Origin of the sequence: Bradyrhizobium sp. 27S5, from assembly GCF_037217225.1 — a bacterium.
Lineage (GTDB): Bacteria > Pseudomonadota > Alphaproteobacteria > Rhizobiales > Xanthobacteraceae > Bradyrhizobium > Bradyrhizobium septentrionale.
The window spans coordinates 2,680,416-2,701,819 of the sequence record NZ_CP147714.1 but is presented as its reverse complement, the minus strand read 5'-3'; the positions used below and the strand labels follow the sequence as shown (position 1 = coordinate 2,701,819).

Here is a 21,404-nt window from a genome sequence, read left to right as displayed (position 1 = left end):
GTTAAGAGGCCGGCCGCCCAAGCAAGCTAGAACTTGCGTAATCAAGACATGAGGAACCCGGCGCGCCCTGCGGTGCGCCAGAGCCGAGGGAGAGTGCTTGCATGTCCAAGCTCAGAATCCGCGTCGACCAGGACAAATGCCAGGGTCACGCCCGCTGCAAATCACTCGCCCCCGAACTGTTCGAGCTCGACGAATACGGCAATGCCCATGAGGCCGGCGACGGGACCGTTCCGGCCGGGCTCGAGGACAAGGCCTGGCTCGCACAGACCAATTGCCCGGAAATCGCGATCGAAGTCACCGAGGAATGACGGCCAGCCGGGGCGGCCGCGCGCCTCCCGTTGAGCCCAAGCGTTTGATCGAACGAGAAGGAACGAGCTGATGTCCGATTCCCCGTCCGCAACCTATCTGCCCGAGCATCCCCCGGTCACCGACTGGGTCCATGATTTCGACCACACCGACCCGGTCTGGACCGACGATCCGTTCCCGATCTGGGAGACGCTGCGCTCAGCCTCGCCGGTCGTGCATACCGAGCGCTTCCTCGGCTGCTACATGCCGACCACCTATCAGGCGGTGAAGGAAATCGCCTACGACACCGAACATTTCTCCTCGCGCCGCGTCATCGTGCGCGACGTCCGCCCCGAGATCACCGCCCGCGCGCCGCCGATCACCTCGGATCCGCCGGAGCACAAGCCCGCCAAGCAGGTGCTGCTGCCGCCGTTCACGCCGGACGCGATGGCGCGGCTGGAGCCGCGGGTGCGCGCGATCTGCAACGAGCTGATCGACGAATTCATCGCCGATGGCCATTGCGACGCCGCGGCGCGCTACACCAAGCACATCCCGGTGCGCGCCATCGCCCACATGCTCGGCATCCCCGAGAAGGACGGCGACCTCTTCATCAAATGGATCCACCAGATCCTCGAGCTCGGCATCAAGAACGAAGACGAGCTGATGAACGGCGTGCGCGAGATGACCGGCTATTTCATGGCCCATCTCGAGCAGCGCAAGGTTGCGCCGGGCGACGACCTGATCTCGCAGCTGCTGCGGGCCAAGGGCCCCGGCGGCCAGCCGCTCACCGACGAGCACGTGCTCGGCTCGCTGCGGCTGCTTTTGATCGCCGGCATCGACACCACCTGGAGCGCGATCGGCTCCTCGCTCTGGCACCTCGCCAAGACGCCGGCCGATCGCGAGCGGCTGATTGCGGAGCCGGCACTGATCCCGACTGCGATCGAGGAATTCCTGCGCGCCTATGCGCCGGTGACGATGGCGCGCGAGGTGATGAAGGAGACCACGATCTCCGGTTGCCCGGTGAAGGCCGGCAACATGGTGCTGCTGTCGTTCCCGGCGGCGAATCGCGACCCCGCCATGTTCCCCAACGCGGACAAGGTGGTGATCGACCGCAAGGAGAACCGCCACGCCGCCTTCGGCCTCGGCATTCACCGCTGCGTCGGTTCCAATCTGGCGCGGATGGAGATGCAGGTCGCGATCGAGGAATGGCTGAAGCGGATTCCGGATTTCCGGCTCGATCCAGCCGGCAAGGTCACCTGGTCCGAAGGCACGGTGCGCGGGCCGCGTCAACTGCCTGTTCTGTTCGGCAAGACCGCCTGAGCGGCCGGACACAGCAGTTACATCGCACCATTCAATGAGGTAGCTTGCCCCGGAATCGAACCGACGAGTCCGGGAGGCTAGCTTATGACCGATCAAACCGCTCAATCCGCGAGCGATCATCTCGACATCCACGACGTCGAGCGGCGGGTGAAGGCGATCTTCATCGGCTCGGTCGGCAATCTCGTCGAGTGGTATGATTTCTACGCCTATACCGCCTTCGCGCTCTATTTCGCACCGGCGTTCTTCCCGCACAGCGATCCGGTGGTGCAGCAGCTCAATGCCGCCGTGCTGTTTGCCGCGACCTTCCTGATGCGCCCGCTCGGCGGCTGGCTGTTCGGCTACATCGCCGACCGCTACGGCCGCCGGCTGTCGCTGACGTTATCCGTGGTCTGCATGTGCTTCGGCTCGCTGATCATCGCAGTGACGCCGACCTATGCCAGCATCGGCATTGCCGCGCCGGCGATCCTGGCGCTGGCCCGCATCATCGAGGGGTTGAGCCTCGGCGGCGAATATGGCGCCAGCGCCACCTATCTCAGCGAGGTCGCCGACCCCAAGCACCGCGGCTTCTATTCGAGCTTCCAATACGTCACCCTGATCGGCGGCCAGCTCACCGCGATCATCGTGCTCTTGCTGCTGCAGAAGGTATTCCTGACTTCGGACGAGCTGAAGGCCTGGGGCTGGCGGATTCCGTTCGTGATCGGCGCCGGGCTTGCGATCTTCGCAGCGGTGATGCGGCGCGGCCTGCACGAGACCGAGGCGTTCGAGGAGGCCAAGAAGGTCTCCAAGCCGACCGGCTCGATCATCGGCCTGTTGAACTACCCGCGCGAATTGCTGCTGGTGGTCGGCCTCACCGCCGGCGGCACCGCGGCGTTCTACACCTTCACCACCTACATGCAGACCTTCGTCAAACTGTCGGTCGGGCTGACCGAGGACCAGACCACTTTCGTGATCTTCGGCTCGCTGATCTTCGCGACCATCCTGCAACCGATCTATGGCGGCCTCTCCGACCGCATCGGCCGCAAGCCGCTTTTGATCTTCTTCGGCGTCGTCGGCACGATCTCGACAGTGCCGATCCTGACAGCGCTGAAGGACACCAAGTCGCCGTTCATCGCCTTCCTCTTGATCTGCGGTGCCTGGATCTTCGTCGCCGGCTACACCTCGATCAATGCAATCGTGAAGGCCGAGCTGTTCCCGACCAACGTCCGCGCACTCGGCGTCGGCCTACCCTATGCCATCACGGTATCGATCTTCGGCGGCACCGCGCCCGCGGTCGCGCTCTATTTCAAGAGCGTCGGGCACGAGGACTGGTTCTATTATTACCTCAGCGGCATGATCTTCCTGTCGCTCTTGATCTACTCGACGATGCGCGACACCAAGCACGAATCCGCGATGCATCGCCACGAATGATGGCGCAACGCCAATGACCGAGGACCAGGAACCGCCCGAGAGCAAGCTGACGCGCAGCAAGCAGCGCTGGGCGCGCGAAGGCAAGTTCCTCACCGGCAAGATCACCCGGCCGGAGGAGCAGCGCCTGCCGCCGGGCCAGCATTTGACGGCGGACTGGCCGGTGCTCGATCTCGGGCTGATGCCCAACGTCACGCAGGAGCGCTGGCGGCTCGATGTCTACGGTGCGGTGGAGCAGACGATCTACTGGAGCTGGCCGCAATTCATGGCGCAGCCGCAGACGCAATTCGTCTCCGACATCCACTGCGTCACCACCTGGTCGCGCTACGACAATCAGTGGGAGGGGCTCGCCACTCGCGACCTGCTCACCGCCTGCCAGCCGCGCGAGGACGCGCGCTTCGTCGCGCTGCAGTCCTATGACGGTTATACGACAAACCTGCCACTCGAGGATTTTGCCGCCGAGGACGCGCTGCTCGCCCATAGCTGGTCGGGCAAGCCATTGGAGCATGAGCATGGCGGGCCGGTGCGGCTGGTGGTGCCGCATCTCTATTTCTGGAAGAGCGCCAAATGGCTGCAGCGCATCGAATTCCTGACCGAAGATGCGCCGGGCTTCTGGGAGGTGCGCGGCTATCACAATCGCGGTGATCCCTGGGCCGAACAGCGCTATTCTGGCGACTGACAACCACCAAGAAAAATGGAGCCTGCCCGTGCCGCACGAACGCTTTCAATTCACCGGTGTGGACGGCCATCAGCTGGCCGCAGCACTTGATGCGCCCGACGGGCCGATCAAGGCCTATGCGCTGTTCGCGCACTGCTTCACCTGCGGCAAGGACGTGCTGGCGGCAAAGCGCATCGCGGTCGCGCTCGCCGCCAAGGGCATCGCCACGTTGCGGTTCGATTTCACCGGCCTCGGCTCCAGCGAGGGCGATTTCGCCAACTCGACCTTCTCGTCGAACGTCGCCGACCTCGTCCGCGCCGCCGACCATTTGCGCGAGACGCGCAAGGCGCCCGCGATCCTGATTGGCCACAGCCTGGGCGGCGCCGCGATCCTCGCAGCCGCAGGCCGGATCCCCGAGGCGAAGGCGGTCGCCACCATCGCCGCGCCCTCCGATCCCGCCCATGTCACGCATTTTTTCAAGGACCGCCTCGAGGACATCCGCACGCAGGGTGAAGGCGAAGTGTCGCTCGCCGGCCGACCGTTCCGCATCAAGCGCGAATTCCTCGACGACGTCGCCGAGCAGAATCTGATGGCGCAGGTCAAAACGCTGCACAAGGCGCTGTTGGTCATGCACTCGCCGACCGACGACACCGTCAGTATCGACAACGCCACCAATATCTTCATCGCCGCCAAGCATCCCAAGAGCTTCGTCTCGCTTGCGGGTGCGGACCATCTCCTGAGCGGCAAGCAGGACGCCGCCTATGTCGCCGACGTGATCGGCGCCTGGGCGGAACGCTACGTCGATCTCGCGCCGCAGCCAGTAGCTGATGCCGGCAGCACCCCGCGCAATGTTGTCGTGCAGGAGACGCGCAACGGCAAATTCCAGCAAATCGTCACGACCGGGCCACATCGGCTCGTGGCCGACGAACCGGTCGCGGCTGGCGGCCAGGATACCGGCCCTGGCCCCTATGATTTTCTGCTGACCGGGCTCGGCGCCTGCACCTCGATGACGATGCGGATGTACGCCGACCGCAAGTCGCTGCCCGTCGATCGCATCACCGTGACGCTCACGCACAACAAGATCTATGCGAAGGATTGCGAGGAGTGCGAGACACGCGAAGGCATGCTCGACCAGATCGACCGTGTCATCAGGATCGAGGGTGATCTCGATTTCGACCAGCGCAAGCGGCTGATGGAGATCGCCGACAAATGCCCGGTGCACAAGACGCTGACGTCGGAGGTGCGGATCGTCACCAAGGCAGCGGATTAAGCCCTCGACGCAGCGAGACGGGCAGAGCCGTAGCAGCATGTCAGCTGCATCCCCTCCCGCTTGCGGGCCGTCGCAGGCGCGCGCTACCAAAATATCGAAAACAACCCCATGCAAAGTAGCAGGCGGCGGCCGGCGTTCGACAAGGCTACTTGACACGTCGGGCAACTCAGGGACATTCTTCCAATATTCCGAAATCGTGAGAGCGCCCCTCTACCCACGCGCCGCGCGCTTCCCCGTCAGGCAGTTCGCCATGATCCGGACCGCGGCGCCGATCTCGTTCTCGCGCCAGGCGGCGAAGCCGAGCAACAAGCCATGGTCGCGCGGCCGTTCCAGCGCGAGGCTCGACAGCGCGCGCACCTCGACGCCGGCGGCAACCAGCCGCGCCACGGCGCTCTGGTCGGCGCCGCCGTCCTTGAAGCGGGCGATCAATTGCATGCCGCCGGGCGGGACCTCGGCCGCGAGCACCTCGCCGAGCTGCCGCGCCAGCGCCGCGGCGAGGTGGTCCCGGCGCGCGCGATAGATGCGCCGCATCCGCCTGACATGGGCCAGGAAATGCCCGTCCGCTATGAAGCCGGCCAGCGCCTCCTGGACATGCACGGAGGCGATCAGCCCGAGATGCCGCTGCGCGATCTCCATCGTCCGCGCCAGCTGTGGCGGCACCACCAGATAGCCGATGCGGATATCGGCGGTCATCGCCTTGGCGAAGGTGCCGAGATAGAGCACGCGCCCCTCGCGGTCGAGCCCTTGCAGGGCCGGCATCGGGCGGCTGTCATAGTGAAATTCGCCGTCGTAATCGTCCTCGACGATCCAGGTCTTGCCGGGCTCGGCCGTCGCCAGCAGCTCGGTGCGGCGCGCAACCGGCATCACTCGTCCGGTCGGGTGCTGATGCGACGGCGTCGTGAAGATCAGCTTCGGCGCGCGCACCGCGCGCACCCGCATCATGCCCCATTGATCCAGCCTGACGCCGACGACGTCGGCGCCGGCCGCGCGAAACGCCGCTGCGGCGCCGGGATATCCGGGATCCTCGGTCCACACCGCATCACCGGCGACGATGGTGGTCGCCGCGATCAGCGTCAGCGCCGCCTGCGCGGTCGGCAGGATCAGGATCTGGTCGGCCTCGGCGTGCACGCCGCGGTTGATTTCGAGGTAGTCGCGCAAGGCTTCGCGCAGCGCTGGCCGGTTGACCATGGTCTGGTCGTTGAAACGGCGGCGCAGCGCGCTGCGGCGCAGGCAGCGCGCCCAGAGCTCGTGCGGAAACTCGCGCGCGTCCGCAAACCCGGGACGCAGCGGCCGGAATTCGGCCTGGTACGACAGCGGCCAATCCGTCTCGGAGAGCTGCAAGGCCCAGGGCGACAGCAGCGGCTTGCGGGCGGCGTCTCGCCGTGGCGCCGGCATAGCCTTGGCAAAGCGTGCCTCGATATCGTCGGTGACCACCGGCCGCCGCCGCGCGGCGACGCGCAGATAGCCCTCGGCCGCGAGCTGCTCATAGGCATGCGTCACCGTGTTGCGCGACACGTCGAGCTCGGCCGAAAGGCTGCGGCTCGACGGCAGCATGGCCCCGCTCCTGATCCGGCCACTCGCCATCAGCGCGCGCAGCTGCCCCGTCAGCTGCGCGGCTAGCCCGGCATCATCCGACCGCTTCAGCACGAGCAATTCGGCGAGGATCAATCTGGCTCCTTCAGTCTATCCAATCTGGCCCTTTCGAGAGAGCCAGCCTGATCCTATTCACAAGCGGTATCGCCTGCAAGGATGCCGCCGTGAATCAATCGCTGTCGCCTGCCAAAGCCGCCGCTTTGTTCGTCGTCGTGGTGCTGGCCTGGGGCATCAACTGGTCGGTGACGAAATCGCTGGTCCAGGCGGTGCCGCCGCTGTGGACCGCATCGATCCGGAGTTGGGTCGCCCTGATCGCCCTCCTTGTGATCCTGCGCGCCAGCGGCAATCTGATCATTCCGCGGATCGCCGATATCCCGGTGGTGCTCAGCGTGGCGCTGCTGCACATGACGTTCTTCTCGACCTTGGTCGCCGCTGGCCTGCGCTATCTGCCGGCGAGCAAGGGCGTGGTGCTTGGCTACACCACGCCGCTCTGGGTCGCGCTGGCTGCCGGTGCCGCGCGAACCGAACGGCTCGGCATGCTCAAGCTCGTGGGCGTCGCGCTGGGGCTCGCCGGCCTCTGCGTGATCCTCAACCCGGCGTCGCTGGACTGGAGCAATCTGCACATCATTGCCGGCGCCGGCATGATCATCGTCGCCGCGATCTGCTGGGCCGCGAACATCATCTATATCCGCTCACACCGCTGGATCGCGACGCCGCTGCAGCTCTTGCTGTGGCAAGTGCTCGTCGCGACGCTGGTACTGACCACGACGGCGCTGGTCACCGAGGGCGTGCCCACGGTGACATGGTCGCCGCACCTCGTGCTGCTGTTCCTCTATTCCGGCTTCATCGGCACGGCGTTGGCTTATTGGGCGATGTCTGTTGTCAACAAGAGCCTGCCGGCGCTCACGACCTCACTCGGCACGACGGGGACGCCGATCGTCGGGATCGTCACCGCGGCGCTGCTGCTCGGCGAACCGATAGATCTGTCGCTCGCGATTGCCGCGGCCCTGATCGTCGGCGGCATCGCGCTGAGCTCGTTCGCGGATGCACCGGCGCGTGCGTAATTAGGGCCTGTACTCATGGATTCGTCACGTCCGCTTCGGTCTCGGAAGCTGACGTCAAAACCGACGTCGCTGCATGTCGGCCTTGGGCCAGAAGCGGCAGCCGCCAGGAGGCCTATTTCTTCTTCTTCATCGCCGCCGTGACGTACGGTTTCTTGGCGGCCTGAGCCATCCACGAAAGCACCTGGTCGTCGTCGAACTCGTCCATGGCGGTCAACTCGACGCCGCGGGTGGCCTTGCCCATTCTGAACGGTGTCACTGGGGGTTCCGGTTGTAGTTCGTTGCCTCGGATGAACATCAGCTTCAGGTGACCGACGAAGGCGCCGGAAGAGAAGCACCACCCATCGGGAACGCCATAGTAAGCCATTCCCCATTTCACCGCGCGTTTGAGGTCGGGGATTGCCTTGGCGGCCAAGGCATCGACATGTTTGGCGATGCTCTTCTGCGGTTCGGGAAGGCTCTCGATATAGGCAAATACCGGCTTGTCGCCTTCGGCCGCTTTCGCGGGACTCGCCTTGCCGGTCATCGCTACCAGAAGCTCGACACTTTTTGCCTGTGGCGTTCCCGTGTCTTTTTTTACTGCCATGGCCCCACCGATCTAATTCGTGATGCGGCAGCGGATATACGGCCCACAACCGACCTCGTTTCGACGCTAAGCCTATCCTTTTCTACCGGCGGCACAATGACAGCTCTGGGTCATAAGCCGCCGATAACTACCGAACCGGGCAACTTCCGCTTTATGACCGGAAGCCGCCGGTTATGAGTAAGCGCCCTAGGCCGTCGCAAGCGGCCTGACCCGCAAGGCCCCGCGCAGACCTGCGCCGGTGCCGAGCAGGATGCCGGCGATAGCGATGAACGACGACAGCGACAGCGTCGACAGCCCGGTCAGCCCCTGCCCGACCGAGCAGCCGAAGGCCATCACGCCGCCCGCCCCCATCAGCGCGGCGCCGCCGGCCGAGCGCAGCATGTGCTGCGGCGACCGATAGCCTTCGAGCTCGAAGCGTCCGGTGGCAAGCGCCGTAATCAGGCTGCCGGCAAACACGCCGAACACGGTGACGATGCCGAAATTGAGCGTCGAGCCGGTCGACAGCATCACATATTGCAGCGCGTCGGCGATCGGCGCGATGAAGGTCAGCGACGTCACCGGCACCGGATTGAAATCATCGGCGCCGAGATAGCCGGTCGCGTACCAGCCTGCCGCCACCAGCAGGCCGACGATCAGCCCCGCCGCGATCTGGCCGGGCGATTTTCGGAACGGCGCATGGGCGAAGGCAAAGATGATCAGGACGGCTGCGAGCACCGAGGCCGCGATCATCCGCGCCGGCACCGCGCCGAGGCCGGCGCTTGTCAGCAGTGACGGCACCGAATTGGCGGCGACCGTGGCCTGCGAGGCCTGCACCATCGCGATCCGCGCCGGCGCGATCAGGCCCTTCAGCGTCATCTCGGCGAAAATGCCGAGTACGATCACGACCACCAGGGAACGCAGATTGCCGCGCCCGAGCAGCACCAGCGCCCGCGAGCCGCAGCCATTCGACAGCACCATGCCGTAACCGAACAGCAGCCCGCCGACGAACATCACCGGCGCCGAAAATGACGGTTGCAGATAGATCGACTTGCCGAGATCGACGAGGCCCGCCGCCGCGAGCAGCTGCGAGGCCGCGATCGCAACGCCCATCGCCAACGCGTAGGTACGCGCCAGCCGGCCGTCGCCCTCCGCCCACCAGCCGCGCAGGCCGCTCATCATGCAGAAGCCGCTGACGAGCCCGACCGAGCCGTAGATCAGGCCGATGATCAAGGCGGCGAGGATGACGATCGTGGCGGGGTCCATGCAAGGGTCCTCAAGAGTTCGTCATTGCGAGCGAAGCGATCCATATCACCACAACGGGAGAGAATGGATTGCTTCGTCGCTTCGCTCCTCGCAATGACGGTGAATTACGGTCGCAAGATCACGCGGTCGCGCGACGATCCCGCCACGGCAACGAACGCCGCCTTGGCCTGTTCCAGCGGATAGATCGCGCTCTGCCTGATCGGAAACGGCTTCAGATGTCCGCTGGCAAAGCCCGGCGCGAGCTCGCGCAGCACATCGCCGGTCGCACCCGACGACAGCGCGAGCGTGTCGATGCCGACATAGGTGTGCTGTCCGCGGTAGAATTCGAGGATGTTGAACTGCACGATGCGGTCGACCGCGGCGATCAGGATCTGCCGGCCGCGCAGCGCCAGCGACTTGTGCGCGGCCTGGAAATAGGGATCGCCGACCGTGTTGTAGACGATGTCCGCGCCCTTGCCGCCGGTCAGCTCGCGCACCCGCGCCGCGACATCGGTGGTGGAGGCATCGATCACCTCGACCGGCGAATTGCTGTGGCCCTCATAGGGCTCGCGCTTGCGCACCACGCCGATCACGTGCGCGCCGTGCCAGCTTGCGATCTGCACCACAGCCTGGCCGACCTTGCCGTTGACGCCCATCACCAGCACGGTCTCACCCGTCTTCGGCAGTCCGGCGCGGCGCAGGCCTTCCATCGCGGTGACAAAGGGCACGCCGATCCCGGCGGCTTCGTCCCAGGAGATGCCGGCGGGTTTTTCCACCACCGCATCACGCTCGACCACCAGGTGCGTGGCATGGGTGCCGTCGCGGCGGATGCCGAGGTCGCCGGACGAACCGAACACCTCGCGGCCGATCAGGTCCGAGGGGCCATCGATCACGACACCGGCGTAGTCGCGGCCGGACGTGCGCGGGAACACGGCATAGGGCATCAGCCCGGTTGCGGCCTTGACATCAGACGGATTGACCGCGGCGGCCTTCACCTCGATCAGCAGATCGTCGGGGCCGCGCGACAGCGCGTGCGTCTCGACCACCGGCGCCACCGCAGCCGCGTTCTCCGCCTTGGTCAACAGGCGCACGCAACGCGCTTCGACCTGATCAGGATTGGGATTGGGATGGAGAGCCGACGGCATGGAGAATCCAGTCTTGGTCGTGTTGCGTGACGCGAGGCCACGCTCCAACGCCATGACTAATCGACTGACCAATCAATTCAAGGGGCTTGTTGCGGCCGGCGGACTCAGAGCTTCGGCGGCGGCGCCGTGCCCAGGATCGCCTCGATCGACAAGCCAAGCCCGAGCAGTCTGGCATCGCTCCCGACCGGACCATCGATCTCGAGCCCGACCGGCAGGCCGCCCGGCGTCATGCCGGCATAGAGCGACAATCCGGGAAGGCCGGCGTTGCTGCCGGGATCAGTGTTCCGGATCATGGAGCCGAAAGTCGGCGTCGGCTCGCCGCCATTGATCGACATATCGCCGGACCCGCTCTTTTCGTCGATGACCGGTGCAGGCGCGATCGTGGTCGGAAACAGGATGGCATCCAGTTTGTTGTCCCTGACATACGCGGCATAGATCGCCTGCAGCGCCGGCCGCTGCACCTTGATCGCATCGTCATAGGCGGCGCCGAAGGCGTCCGTGGTGATGGCGCCGAATGCGCCGACGACGTCGGGGCTGGCGACCTTGGCGGCGATATCGGCAAGCGTGATTCCCTCGATCCCGGATGCGGCGAGCCAGGCCGGGATATCGGCGATCGGCTCATGCAGTGCGACGACGAAGGACACCTTGCCGTTCTGCTCGAACAGATCAGGCATATCGACATCGACCAGCACCACGCCAGCCGCCGTGAGCCGGGCGCAGGCTGCGCGGGCGACGGCCTCGACATCGCGATCGAGGCCGGCCCAGAAACAGGCGGGAATGCCGAGACGCACGCCGCGTAACGGAATGCTAGTGGCCAGCGGCGTGCCTGATATCACGGCATCGAGCAGCGCGACGTCGGCGACCGTGCGGCCCATCGGGCCGACGGTGTCGCGGGTATGGCTGATCGGAACCACCTGATTGTCATCGTGGTAGCGCCGCTCGGCGCCGCCATTGCCGACCGAAGGCCTGAGGCCAACGGTCCCAGTCAGCGCCGCGGGCACGCGAGTCGAGCCGCCGGTATCGGATCCGAGGCCACAGCTGACGATGCGCGCGGCGATCGCCGCCGACGTTCCGCCGGATGACCCGCCCGGAATCCGGCTGGTGTCGTACGGATTCCTCACCGGCCCCGCGAACGGCGCGAGATTGGTGCTGGTGATGCCGAAGGCGAGCTCGTGCAAATTGGTCTTGCCGATGACGACGGCACCCGCGTCGAGCAGCTTCTGCAGCGACGGTGCATTGCGTGCAGGCCGCGCGTGTTGCAGTGCCGGCGTGCCGCCCGATGTCGGCAGATCGGCAGTGTTGATATTGTCCTTGACGACGATCGGAAGCCCGGCCAGCACGCCGGTCCGCGTCCCGGCATCGACCTGGCGCGCGGCGGCAAGTGCGCCGTCGCGGTTCAGCACGATGAATGCGTTGAGGTCCTTGAGCCGCTCGGCGCGATCGAGCGCCGCCTCGACGACGCTGACCGCCGTCACCTTCCCGTCGCGGATCGCCGCCACGATCTCAGCGGCGGTGGTTTCAGTCGAATTTGCCATCGAACCCTGCGCCCTCTTGCTGTGGGCGCAAGGCTAGGCCTTCGGCCGCTTGTCGTAAACACGTTTCGCCTTGCCGAGCGACCGTTCTAGCGTCTCGGGGGCGACGACGCGGACGCGGGTGGAGATGCCGATCGTGTTCTTGATGAAGGCGGAGAGCTTCTCGGCGTGCGCGGTCAGCCCTTCGCCGTCCCAGCTTTCGGGACGGGCTTCGGCTAGCACCGTCATCTCGTCCATCCGGCCCTCGCGGGTCAATTCAATCACAAAATGGCCGCCGCACCAGTCGGTCGCCAGCAGCGCTTCCTCGATCTGGGTCGGGAACACGTTGACGCCGCGCAGGATGATCATGTCGTCGGAACGGCCGGTCACCTTCTCCATCCGCCGCATGCCGGGCCGCGCCGTGCCGGGCAACAGCCGCGTCAGGTCACGGGTGCGGTAGCGGATGATCGGAAAGCCTTCCTTGGTCAGCGAGGTGAACACCAGCTCGCCCTTCTCGCCATCGGCAAGCACCTTGCCGGTCACGGGATCGATCACTTCGGGGTAGAAGTGATCCTCCCAGATGTGCAGGCCGTCCTTGGTCTCCACGCATTCCTGCGCGACACCGGGACCGATCACCTCCGACAGACCATAGATATCGGTGGCGTCCATGTCGAAGGCGTGCTCGATCTCGACGCGCATCGCGTTGGTCCAGGGCTCGGCGCCGAAGATGCCGAACTTCAGCGACGATTTGCGCGGGTCGAGCCCTTGCCGCTTGAACTCGTCGAGGATCGCCAGCATGTAGCTCGGCGTCACCGTGATGATGTCGGGCCTGAAATCGTTGATGAGCTGCACTTGCCGCTCGGTCATGCCGCCGGAGATCGGGATCACCGTGCAGCCGAGTCGCTCGGCGCCGTAATGCGCGCCGAGGCCGCCGGTGAACAGGCCGTAGCCGTAGGCATTGTGCATCAGCATGCCGGTGCGGCCGCCGGCGGCGCGGATCGAGCGCGCCATCACATCCGCCCAAGTGTCGATGTCGGCCCTGGTGTAGCCGACCACGATCGGCTTGCCGGTCGTGCCCGACGAGGCATGAACCCGCACCAGCTGTTCGCGCGGCACCGCGAACATGTTGAAGGGGTAATTGTCGCGCAGATCGGTCTTCACGGTGAACGGGAATTTGCCGAGATCGGAGAGCTGCCTGAAGTTTGTGGGGTGCACGCCCGCGGCGTCGAAGCTCTTCTTGTAATGCGCGACATTGTCATAGGCGTGCTTGAGCGACCATGCGAGCCGCCTGGTCTGCAACGCCATGATCTCGTCGCGCGAGGCCCGTTCGGCGGCGTCGAGCTCGGCGTGATAGCCGCCATCCCTGACCTTGAGCTTTGCCGTCACCATCACATGTCTCCCGAAATCATGATGCCTTGATGTCCGTATCCGGCAGCCAGGTGCCTTGTATCACCCGCGAATGCCCGCGGAATTCGGCGATCACGCTATCGCCGGCAGTGACGCGCACGTCGTAAATTCCAGAACGGCCGCTGCGCGAGATCTCGCGCGCGCTCGCCACCAGACGGTCGCCGAGCTTACCGGGCCGGATGAAGGTGATGTTGCCCTGCGCCGCCACCGCGCGATCGTTGCGGCTGTTGCAGGCAAAGGCGAAGGCGGAATCGGCCAGCGTGAAGATGTAGCCGCCATGGCAGATGCGTTGGCCGTTGACCATGTGCGGCAGCACCGTCATCGCCATCGTAGCCAGCCCCGGCTTGATCTCGACGAGCTCCATGCCGAGGCCCTTGCTGGCGTCGTCTTCCTTCCACATCGCATCCGCGCACGCGCGGGCGACGTCCTCGGGCGATAGCGTGGCCTTCACGTTCACATCGAACTCCCTGTGCGCGGGCCCGTTGCAACGGGCCTCTTGGTGTCACATCAATTTCAAGCGCAACGCGTGAGGCGTCAACGCGACTTCCGTCATTCCGGGATGGTCCGAAGGACCAGACCCGGAATCTCGAGATTCCCCGATGCGCCATTGCGCATCTGCGGTTCGACGCTGCGCATCGCCCCGGAATGACGATCAACAATCAGACGTGGTCGTAGTCGACCACGACCTTGCCGGAGCACGGCTTGGCCTGGCAGGTGAGGATGAACCCCGCCTTCAGCTCCCACGGCTCCAGCGAATAGTTCAGATCCATCGGGGCCTCGCCTTCGACCAGCTTGGCGCGGCAGGTCGAGCACATGCCGCCCTTGCAGGCGAACGGCAGATCCATGCCGGCGCGCAGCGCGGCGTCGAGGATCGACTCGCCGTCGGCGACCGGGACCTCGCGGCGCTTGCCGTCGATGATCAATCCGGCGATTGCCTTCGGCGGCGCGCCGGCGGGAACGACTACTTTCGGACGCGGCTTGCCGCCGAATTCCGACACGAAGCGTTCGACATGGATGCGCTCGTCGGCGATGCCGATCTCGCGGCAGGTGGCCTCGATGGTCTCGCTCATCGCGGCCGGGCCGCAGACGAAGACGTGATCGACGGTCGCAGCCGGAACCAGCGAGCGCAGCAGCACCCGCACCTTCTCGCCGTCGAGCCGGCCGTGCAGGATCGGAATGTCCTGCTCCTCGCCCGAGATGACGTGGAACACCGACAGCCGCTGCATGAAGCGGTCCTTCAGCTCCTCCAGCGCCTCACGGAACATGACGCCTTCGGTCGAGCGGTTGCCGTAGAACAGGAAGAAGCGGCTGTCCGGCTCGCGCGCCAGCATGCCCTTGACGATCGAGAGGATCGGCGTGATGCCGCTGCCGGCGGCGAAGCCGACATAGGTCCGCGCCTCGCCGGGTGCATGCGCGACCCCGAAACGGCCGGTCGGCGTCATCACGTCGAGCTCATCGCCGGCCTTCAACTCGTCGGCGGCCCAATTCGAGAAGGCGCCGCCATCGACCTTCTTCACCGCAATGCGCAGCTCGCTATCGTCGGGGCCGGAGCAGATCGAGTAGGAGCGTCGGACTTCCTCGCCGTCCATGGTGGTGCGCAGCGTCAGATATTGTCCCGGCGTGAAGCGGTAGTCGCCTTGCAGATCGTCGGGGATCGCAAAGCTCATCGAGATGGCGTCCGACGCCTCGCGGCGCAGATCGCTGACGGACAGACGGTGAAAGCGCGGAGTCGACATGGTCAATGACACTTGAAGTAGTCGAAGGGTTCACGGCAGCTCTTGCAACGCCACAGCGCCTTGCAGGAGGTCGAGCCGAATTCGGACAGCAGTTCGGTATCGCCCGATCCGCATTGCGGGCACGCCACCTGCTGCTCGCCGAACAGCGCGCGGCGCGAGGAGCCTGGCAGCGGCGGCGCGATGCCGTATTCCCTGAGCTTGCGGCGGCCGTCCTCGCTCATCCAGTCGGTGGTCCAGGCCGGCGACAGCACGGTGCGCACCTTCGGCCGGTGAATGCCTTCGCGCTCCAGTGCCAGCTCGATCTCGAGCGCAATCATGTTCATTGCCGGACAGCCGGAATAGGTCGGCGTGATCGCGACCTCGACATGACCGTCGTGGACGGCAACGTCGCGCAGCACGCCGAGATCGGCGATGGTCAGCACCGGAATCTCGGGATCGACCACCTGCGCGGCTGCGCTCCAGGCGCGCCGGCGCAGATCGGCATCGCTGATTGCCGCCGTCACCATGTTGCCCCCGGAAAGGTCCGCTGCATCGACTGCAGCTCGCTGAGGAGATGGCCGAGATGCTCGCTGTGCCGGCCGCTGCGGCCGCCCTGCTGCATCCAGTTGCCGGATGGCAGCGCCAGCGTCGCTTCGTTGACGATACCGGTGACCGTCTTCAGCCAGCGCGGCTGCAGCGCCGCCGGGTCGATCGCGATGCCGGCATCGATCAGGCTGCGCTCGCCGTCGTCGACCGCGAACATCTCGCCGGTATAGGCCCAGAGGTCATCGATCGCGTCCTGCGCACGGCGATGGCTCTCCTCGGTGCCGTCGCCGAGACGGACGATCCATTCCGACGAATGCCGCAGATGATAGGCGCTCTCCTTCTCCGACTTCGCCGCGATCGCGGCGAAGGTCGGATCTGACGACGCCATCATCGCGCGCCAGTAGAGATCGGCAAACGCCGCGTAGAAGAACTGCCGCACCATGGTGCGGGCAAAGTCGCCATTCGGCTGCTCGACCAGCAGGAGATTGCGATACTGCCTGACGTCGCGCAGATAGGCGAACTTGTCTTCGTCATTGCCGCGGCCTTCGACCTTGGCAGCATAAGTGTAGAGCTCGCGGGCCTGGCCGAGCAGATCGAGACCCATATTGGCGAGCGCCATGTCCTCTTCCATCGCGGGCGCATGGCCGCACCATTCGGACAGCCGATGGCCGAGGACCAGCGCATCATCGGCGCGGCGCAGCGCGTAGAGCACCAGCGGCGTTTCGGAGACTTCGATGTTGGCGGTTGCCATGTTCTCTATTCCACCTGCATCCACTTGCTCGACGTCATCCTGAGGAGCCTGCGCAGCAGGCGTCTCGAAGGATGGCCGCGATTGCGATCGGGGCGTCATGGTTCGAGACGGCGCTACGCGCCTCCTCACCATGACGGATGAGAGTCACATATGCCCGACTTCGTCGGGTACGTCGTAGAAGGTCGGGTGGCGGTAGATCTTGGATTCCGCCGGCTCGAACATCATGCCCTTCTCGGACGGATCGGACGCGGTGATCGCATTCGACGGCACCACCCAGATCGACAGCCCCTCGCCGCGGCGGGTGTAGATGTCGCGCGCGGCCTGCAGGGCGAGCGTCGCGTCGGCCGCGTGCAGCGAACCGACGTGCTTGTGCGCAAGCCCGTTGCGGCTGCGGATGAAGACTTCCCAGAGCGGAACGTTCGGCGTGGCCATGGCGGCGCTCCCTATTCTGCGGCTTGCGCGAGCTGGCGGCTCTTGCGCTTCTCGGCATAGGCCATCGCGGCTTCACGCACCCAGGCGCCTTCTTCATGCGCCTTGCGGCGCGCTGCGAGGCGGTCGCGGTTGCAGGGGCCGTTGCCTGCCAGCACCTGCTTGAACTCGTCCCAGTCGATCGGGCTGTGCTCCCAATTGCCGTTGTCGTTCTGCTTCATGCCGGGGTCTGGAATCGTCAGCCCGAGGAACTCGGCTTGCGGCACGGTGGCGTCGATGAATTTCTGGCGCAGCTCGTCATTGGAGAAGCGTTTGATCTTCCATTTGGTCGAGGTGTCGCTGTGCTGGCTCACCTGGTCCGGCGGACCGAACATCATCAGCACCGGCCACCACCAGCGATCGAGCGCGTTCTGCGCCATCGCCTTCTGCTCCGCGGTGCCGCGGCACAACGTCACCATGATCTCGAAGCCCTGGCGCTGATGGAACGACTCCTCCTTGCAGACGCGGATCATCGCGCGCGCATAGGGCCCGTAGGAACAGCGGCAGAGCGGGATCTGGTTCATGATCGCCGCGCCGTCGACCAGCCAGCCGACGGTGCCGATGTCAGCCCAGGTCAGCGTCGGATAATTGAAGATCGAGGAATATTTCGCCTTGCCCGACAGCATCGCGTCGACGAGCTCTTCGCGCGAGGTGCCGAGCGTCTCGGCGGCGGCGTAGAGATAGAGCCCGTGGCCGCATTCGTCCTGCACCTTGGCCAGCAGCGCGGCCTTGCGACGCAGCGACGGCGCGCGGGTGATCCAGTTGCCCTCGGGAAGCATGCCGACGATTTCGGAATGGGCGTGCTGGGAAATCTGCCGGGTCAGCGTCTTGCGATAGGCCGCGGGCATCCAGTCGTTCGGCTCGATACGCTCATCGGCATCGATGCGGGCCTGGAACTGACTGGCACGGGCGACATCCTCGACGCCGCGATCGTCGCCGTCGGATGAGTTGAGCGCCTGCGTATACATGGCCGACCTCCCAGTGTGTTGTCGGGCAGGAATATATAACACAAATTTTAAAATGCAAGAATTTTTTGTAATATGTTCAGGTGCCCTCGAAACGGCGCGCCACGGCCCCGTTGGGCTTCGGCAGCGGCCCGGCCTCGTTGGTGGCGTGGTCGTCAAGCCATTGTTCCGACGGCGAAAGCAGCCCGCGATAGATCTCGCCGCAGAGTTTCCGCGCGGCCCTGCCCGGCCAATCCTTCGGCAGCAATTGATACGGCAGCAGCGGATCGCGCAGCACGACCCGGCGGTAGTGGTGGATCAGAAGAATGCGTGCGGTGAAGGCGTCGGCGTCGCTCAGCCTCTCGCCTCGGATGATCCAGCCGTGCAGCGGCTCGAACGTCTTCATGAACTTCAGATAGGCGTCCGCGGTGCGATCGAGCGGCCAGCTTTCGCTGAGCAGCCGGCGCCCGCTGTCATCCTCCGCGGAGACTTCGAGACGGATCGCGCGCGACGCTTCATCGGGGATCGGCACGCCCGAGGGTGCGACCCACACGCCGGGCACCGGGCTGCCGAAGCCGGCATTCTTCAGCGCCTCGCGCGCGGCGTCGCGGTCCTCGGCATTGCCGATCAACAGCAGCTCAAAGCGGCCGGTCCAGTCCGACGGCGGCGGATCGTAGATGTGCCGCGTCGCGGTGTCGAAGGTCTGCCGTCCCCTGGCGTTCAACCGATAGAAGCTGTTGCGGCCGACCTTGTTGCGCTCGAGCCAGCCGTCGGCGGCGAGCCGCGACATTGCGGTGCGCACCACATTGCCGTCGATGTCGAGCGACTTGAAGAATTCGAGCAGCGTGCCGAGCCACACCGAGCCGCCGCGCGGCACGATGGAATCGCCGAACACGGTGATGATGATTGAGCCCGTGCGTGACGGCTCGCGCTTCAGCTGGTCGACGATGCGGGCAAGCGGCTGCGGCATGTGTCAACGCATAGCGCGTTTTGTCGATTCACAGAAATACCGACACGCGGGAAGCGCCGCTGCCCCCCTCGCCCCGCTCTTGCGGGGAGAGGGTTGGGGTGAGGGGCTGCCTTCGCGAGAATGGTGAGAGACGAGACGTGGAGAGTCCCCCTCACCCGGATTGCTGCGCAATCCGACCTCTCCCCGCAAGCGGGGCGAGGTGAAGAGAGACCTTCGCAACGCTTATCGATTCGGATCCGGATAGACGACGCTGCGCCAGCCGCTGCGATCGAACGGCGCCCACTCGCCTTCCTTCTGCGCGAGGCGATCGGCGACCGCGTAGACCACGGCCGGATGATGGCCCATGCCGCAATGGCTGCTCTCGACCTCGATGCTTTCGGTCATCGACGAACTCTGCTCACGGCAGCCCTGCCAGGCGCACACGCCGTCGGTGCGGCTGAAGATTGCGGTGGTCGGCACCGGCGGCGTGCTGGCGAGCGAGCCGCCGAAACGCTGGTCCTCTTGCTCGGCGCGGCGGCCGCTGGCCATCTCGTAGACGCGCCAGGCGTTGGTCGATTTCGGGCCGGCGGCAAACGGGCTGCCGAGTGTGATCACCTGCCGCACGCGCTCCGGCATCATCTTGGCGAGCTGGCGCGCATAGAGGCCGCCGAGGCTCCAGCCGATCACCGAGACCTTGCGGCCGCTGGTTTCATTCATCTCCTGCAGCAGCTCGACCATCCCGTCCTGCACGCCAGAACGAAGCCCGAGGTTGCGACCCTGGCGCCAGCCACTGACGGCGTAGCCCTTGCTCCTGAGGAAGGAGCGCAGCGGCCGGGTCGACGTGTCAGAGGCGATCAGCCCAGGCAGCACCAGCACCGGATGCGCATCGCCGCGCGGCGCGAGGCTCAACAGCGGCAATGCACCAAGGAAGGCACCGAGCTCATGAATGGCGCGGCCTTCCAGAAACATCAGCGTCCTGGACGGCGGGCGTAGCGTCTGCGCAGCAACGGACATTTCAACTCCTCTTTGGCACGGCCCCTGACGTCGCGGCGGCCGGCAATGGGATCAGCGGGAATGGGTCAACAGGATTGACGCAAACCCGGCGGAATCGTTCCGCAACGCAACAATCAACCTTGAAAAGCTAGGGAACCGATCACTTCCGTGCAAGCGGTCCGGGTCACACTTGCCACAACTTAAGTGACCTCCGTGCCCAATCGGTCACAGCAGCCGAAGCACATATTCCAGGGTGTAAAGTGCGAGACCGGCAAGTCCGCCGATCAGCGAGCCGTTGAAGCGGATGTATTGCAGATCCTTGCCGACATTGACCTCGATCAGCTGCAGCAATTGCTCCATGTCCCAGCTCTTCATCTGGTCGGCGATGAAGGTCGAGACGCCGCTCTTCTGCTCGGCCACGACCGTGCGCAGGATCGCGACCAGACCCTGGTTGATTTCGCCGCGCATGTCGGCGTCGCCGCCGAGCGCCTCGCCGGCCTCGCTGAACATTCTTGCCAGCTGATGCTGCAGCACCTGCGACTCGCCCGAAGCGCTGCGCTCGATGAAGTCCTTGACGTTGGCCCAGATGGTGCGTCCGAGATTGGCGAGCTCCGGCCGCGCCAAGAGGTCGCGCTTGAGACCCTCGATGCGATCGGCAAATGCCTTGTCGCTGCCGAGCCGGTCGACAAACGACAGCAGCATGCGGTCGAACTCGCCGCGGAACGGATGCTCGGGGTCGTTGCGCACTTCCTCGAAGAATTTCGTGGCCGAGGCGATGATGCGGTTCACCACGAATTTGTCGGCGCGATAAAGTCTCAGCAGCGTCGGCATCTCGGCGCGGACCTTGTCGCGGATCACGGCCATGGTCTCCTGCTGCGTCAGCGTCTGATGCAGCACGCGCAGGATGTCGTCGAGCAGGCCGGCATGCTTGCCCTCCTGCACGAAGCCGCGCAACGCGCCGGCGGCAAGCGGCGCGAGATCAATCGAGAGCACCTGCGTCGTGATGCGACGGCTGATGAATTGCATCAAGCCTGAGCTCTCGGTCGCCGCGAACGCCTCGGGCAGCATCCGCAGCACGAAGCGGGCAAGATCCTCGGATCGTTTGCGGTCGCGCAGCCAGTCGGCGATGAACGAACCGAAGTCGATCTCGCGCAGCTTGGCCTCGACCGGACCGGATTCAAGGAAATTGTTCTCGATGAATTCGCCGAGCTTCTCGGCGATGCGTTTCTGATTGCTCTGGATGATCGCGGTGTGCGGGATCGGCAGCCCCAGCGGCCGCTTGAAGAGCGCAACGACGGCATACCAGTCGGCGAGCCCGCCGATGGTCGCGGCCTCGGCAAACGCCGCGATGAAGCCGAACACCGGATGCGTCGACAACAGCGCCTTCGAAGCGATGAAAATGATGAAGGTTGCCGCCAGCACGCCGGTCGCCAGCCACTTCACGCGCCGCAGCTCGGCCGCGCGTTCGGCGTCGACGGGCGTTGCGATGAGGGCGGCGGGAAGGGTCATCGGGACTTTCGAGTGAACGCTAGTTTACCTAGGTGCCACACGCCCGGGCGTCATCCTGAGGTGCGCGC

The 21,404-nt window shown here is 65.4% G+C and carries 21 protein-coding genes; 6 read left to right on the top strand and 15 right to left on the bottom strand.

Features of this window, described 5'->3' with window-relative positions:
* Positions 1–101: 101 nt before the first annotated feature.
* From WDM24_RS12615 to WDM24_RS12595, 5 genes are all read left to right on the top strand, one after another.
* Entirely contained in the window at positions 102–308 is a 207-nt protein-coding gene (locus tag WDM24_RS12615; protein WP_029078045.1) for a ferredoxin, read from the top strand.
* 70 nt (positions 309–378) lie between these two features.
* Positions 379–1,605, top strand: coding sequence for a cytochrome P450 (locus tag WDM24_RS12610; RefSeq protein ID WP_338831452.1), 1,227 nt, complete (start codon positions 379–381; stop codon positions 1,603–1,605).
* An 84-nt stretch (positions 1,606–1,689) separates the two neighbouring features.
* Complete coding sequence (locus tag WDM24_RS12605) at positions 1,690–3,012, top strand: MFS transporter (RefSeq protein WP_166297794.1); 1,323 nt, start codon at positions 1,690–1,692, stop codon at positions 3,010–3,012.
* A gap of 13 nt (positions 3,013–3,025) precedes the next feature.
* On the top strand, positions 3,026–3,688 hold the full coding sequence (locus WDM24_RS12600) for a sulfite oxidase-like oxidoreductase (RefSeq protein ID WP_338831451.1): 663 nt from the start codon (positions 3,026–3,028) through the stop codon (positions 3,686–3,688).
* Positions 3,689–3,716: 28 nt separating this feature from the next.
* Complete coding sequence (locus tag WDM24_RS12595; RefSeq protein ID WP_338831450.1) at positions 3,717–4,937, top strand: bifunctional alpha/beta hydrolase/OsmC family protein; 1,221 nt, start codon at positions 3,717–3,719, stop codon at positions 4,935–4,937.
* A 210-nt stretch (positions 4,938–5,147) separates the two neighbouring features.
* On the opposite strand, the gene WDM24_RS12590 is transcribed toward WDM24_RS12595, so the two are convergent.
* On the bottom strand, positions 5,148–6,605 hold the full coding sequence (locus WDM24_RS12590) for a PLP-dependent aminotransferase family protein (protein ID WP_338831449.1): 1,458 nt from the start codon (positions 6,603–6,605) through the stop codon (positions 5,148–5,150).
* Positions 6,606–6,694: 89 nt separating this feature from the next.
* Here WDM24_RS12590 and WDM24_RS12585 point away from each other — a divergent pair, with 89 nt between their 5' ends.
* The gene (locus WDM24_RS12585) at positions 6,695–7,594 is read left to right on the top strand and encodes a DMT family transporter (protein WP_338831448.1); all 900 of its coding nucleotides are present in this window, start codon (positions 6,695–6,697) and stop codon (positions 7,592–7,594) included.
* 112 nt (positions 7,595–7,706) lie between these two features.
* On the opposite strand, the gene WDM24_RS12580 is transcribed toward WDM24_RS12585, so the two are convergent.
* From WDM24_RS12580 to WDM24_RS12515, 14 genes are all read right to left on the bottom strand, one after another.
* Positions 7,707–8,177, bottom strand: a complete 471-nt coding sequence (locus WDM24_RS12580; RefSeq protein ID WP_029078052.1) for a DUF1801 domain-containing protein — start codon at positions 8,175–8,177, stop codon at positions 7,707–7,709.
* Between the two features lie 186 nt (positions 8,178–8,363).
* Positions 8,364–9,419 (bottom strand): YeeE/YedE family protein, encoded by a 1,056-nt coding sequence (locus WDM24_RS12575; RefSeq protein WP_338831447.1) that lies wholly within the window; start codon positions 9,417–9,419, stop codon positions 8,364–8,366.
* 104 nt (positions 9,420–9,523) lie between these two features.
* On the bottom strand, positions 9,524–10,543 hold the full coding sequence (locus WDM24_RS12570; protein ID WP_338831446.1) for a zinc-binding alcohol dehydrogenase family protein: 1,020 nt from the start codon (positions 10,541–10,543) through the stop codon (positions 9,524–9,526).
* A 104-nt stretch (positions 10,544–10,647) separates the two neighbouring features.
* Positions 10,648–12,078, bottom strand: a complete 1,431-nt coding sequence (gene iaaH, locus WDM24_RS12565) for an indoleacetamide hydrolase (RefSeq protein ID WP_338831445.1) — start codon at positions 12,076–12,078, stop codon at positions 10,648–10,650.
* A gap of 33 nt (positions 12,079–12,111) precedes the next feature.
* Positions 12,112–13,443: a phenylacetate--CoA ligase PaaK gene (paaK, locus tag WDM24_RS12560; protein ID WP_338831444.1), complete on the bottom strand. Its 1,332-nt coding sequence runs from the start codon at positions 13,441–13,443 to the stop codon at positions 12,112–12,114.
* Between the two features lie 16 nt (positions 13,444–13,459).
* Entirely contained in the window at positions 13,460–13,918 is a 459-nt protein-coding gene (gene paaI / locus WDM24_RS12555) for a hydroxyphenylacetyl-CoA thioesterase PaaI (protein ID WP_338831443.1), read from the bottom strand.
* 202 nt (positions 13,919–14,120) lie between these two features.
* Positions 14,121–15,197, bottom strand: a complete 1,077-nt coding sequence (paaE, locus tag WDM24_RS12550) for a 1,2-phenylacetyl-CoA epoxidase subunit PaaE (protein WP_338831442.1) — start codon at positions 15,195–15,197, stop codon at positions 14,121–14,123.
* A 2-nt stretch (positions 15,198–15,199) separates the two neighbouring features.
* Positions 15,200–15,703 carry a 1,2-phenylacetyl-CoA epoxidase subunit PaaD gene (gene paaD / locus WDM24_RS12545; protein ID WP_338831441.1) on the bottom strand — a complete coding sequence of 168 codons (504 nt, stop codon included), beginning with the start codon at positions 15,701–15,703 and terminating at the stop codon, positions 15,200–15,202.
* Positions 15,697–16,473 (bottom strand): 1,2-phenylacetyl-CoA epoxidase subunit PaaC, encoded by a 777-nt coding sequence (paaC, locus tag WDM24_RS12540; RefSeq protein WP_338831440.1) that lies wholly within the window; start codon positions 16,471–16,473, stop codon positions 15,697–15,699. Before paaC ends, paaD begins: the two co-directional genes overlap by 7 nt.
* Positions 16,474–16,617: 144 nt before the next feature.
* The gene (paaB, locus tag WDM24_RS12535) at positions 16,618–16,905 is read right to left on the bottom strand and encodes a 1,2-phenylacetyl-CoA epoxidase subunit PaaB (RefSeq protein WP_016842890.1); all 288 of its coding nucleotides are present in this window, start codon (positions 16,903–16,905) and stop codon (positions 16,618–16,620) included.
* 11 nt (positions 16,906–16,916) lie between these two features.
* Positions 16,917–17,909: a 1,2-phenylacetyl-CoA epoxidase subunit PaaA gene (gene paaA, locus WDM24_RS12530; protein WP_166203565.1), complete on the bottom strand. Its 993-nt coding sequence runs from the start codon at positions 17,907–17,909 to the stop codon at positions 16,917–16,919.
* A gap of 76 nt (positions 17,910–17,985) precedes the next feature.
* The gene (gene paaX, locus WDM24_RS12525; protein ID WP_338698200.1) at positions 17,986–18,855 is read right to left on the bottom strand and encodes a phenylacetic acid degradation operon negative regulatory protein PaaX; all 870 of its coding nucleotides are present in this window, start codon (positions 18,853–18,855) and stop codon (positions 17,986–17,988) included.
* Between the two features lie 222 nt (positions 18,856–19,077).
* On the bottom strand, positions 19,078–19,848 hold the full coding sequence (locus tag WDM24_RS12520) for an alpha/beta hydrolase (protein WP_338698198.1): 771 nt from the start codon (positions 19,846–19,848) through the stop codon (positions 19,078–19,080).
* A gap of 204 nt (positions 19,849–20,052) precedes the next feature.
* On the bottom strand, positions 20,053–21,336 hold the full coding sequence (locus WDM24_RS12515; RefSeq protein WP_338698196.1) for a DUF445 domain-containing protein: 1,284 nt from the start codon (positions 21,334–21,336) through the stop codon (positions 20,053–20,055).
* Positions 21,337–21,404: the final 68 nt, after the last annotated feature.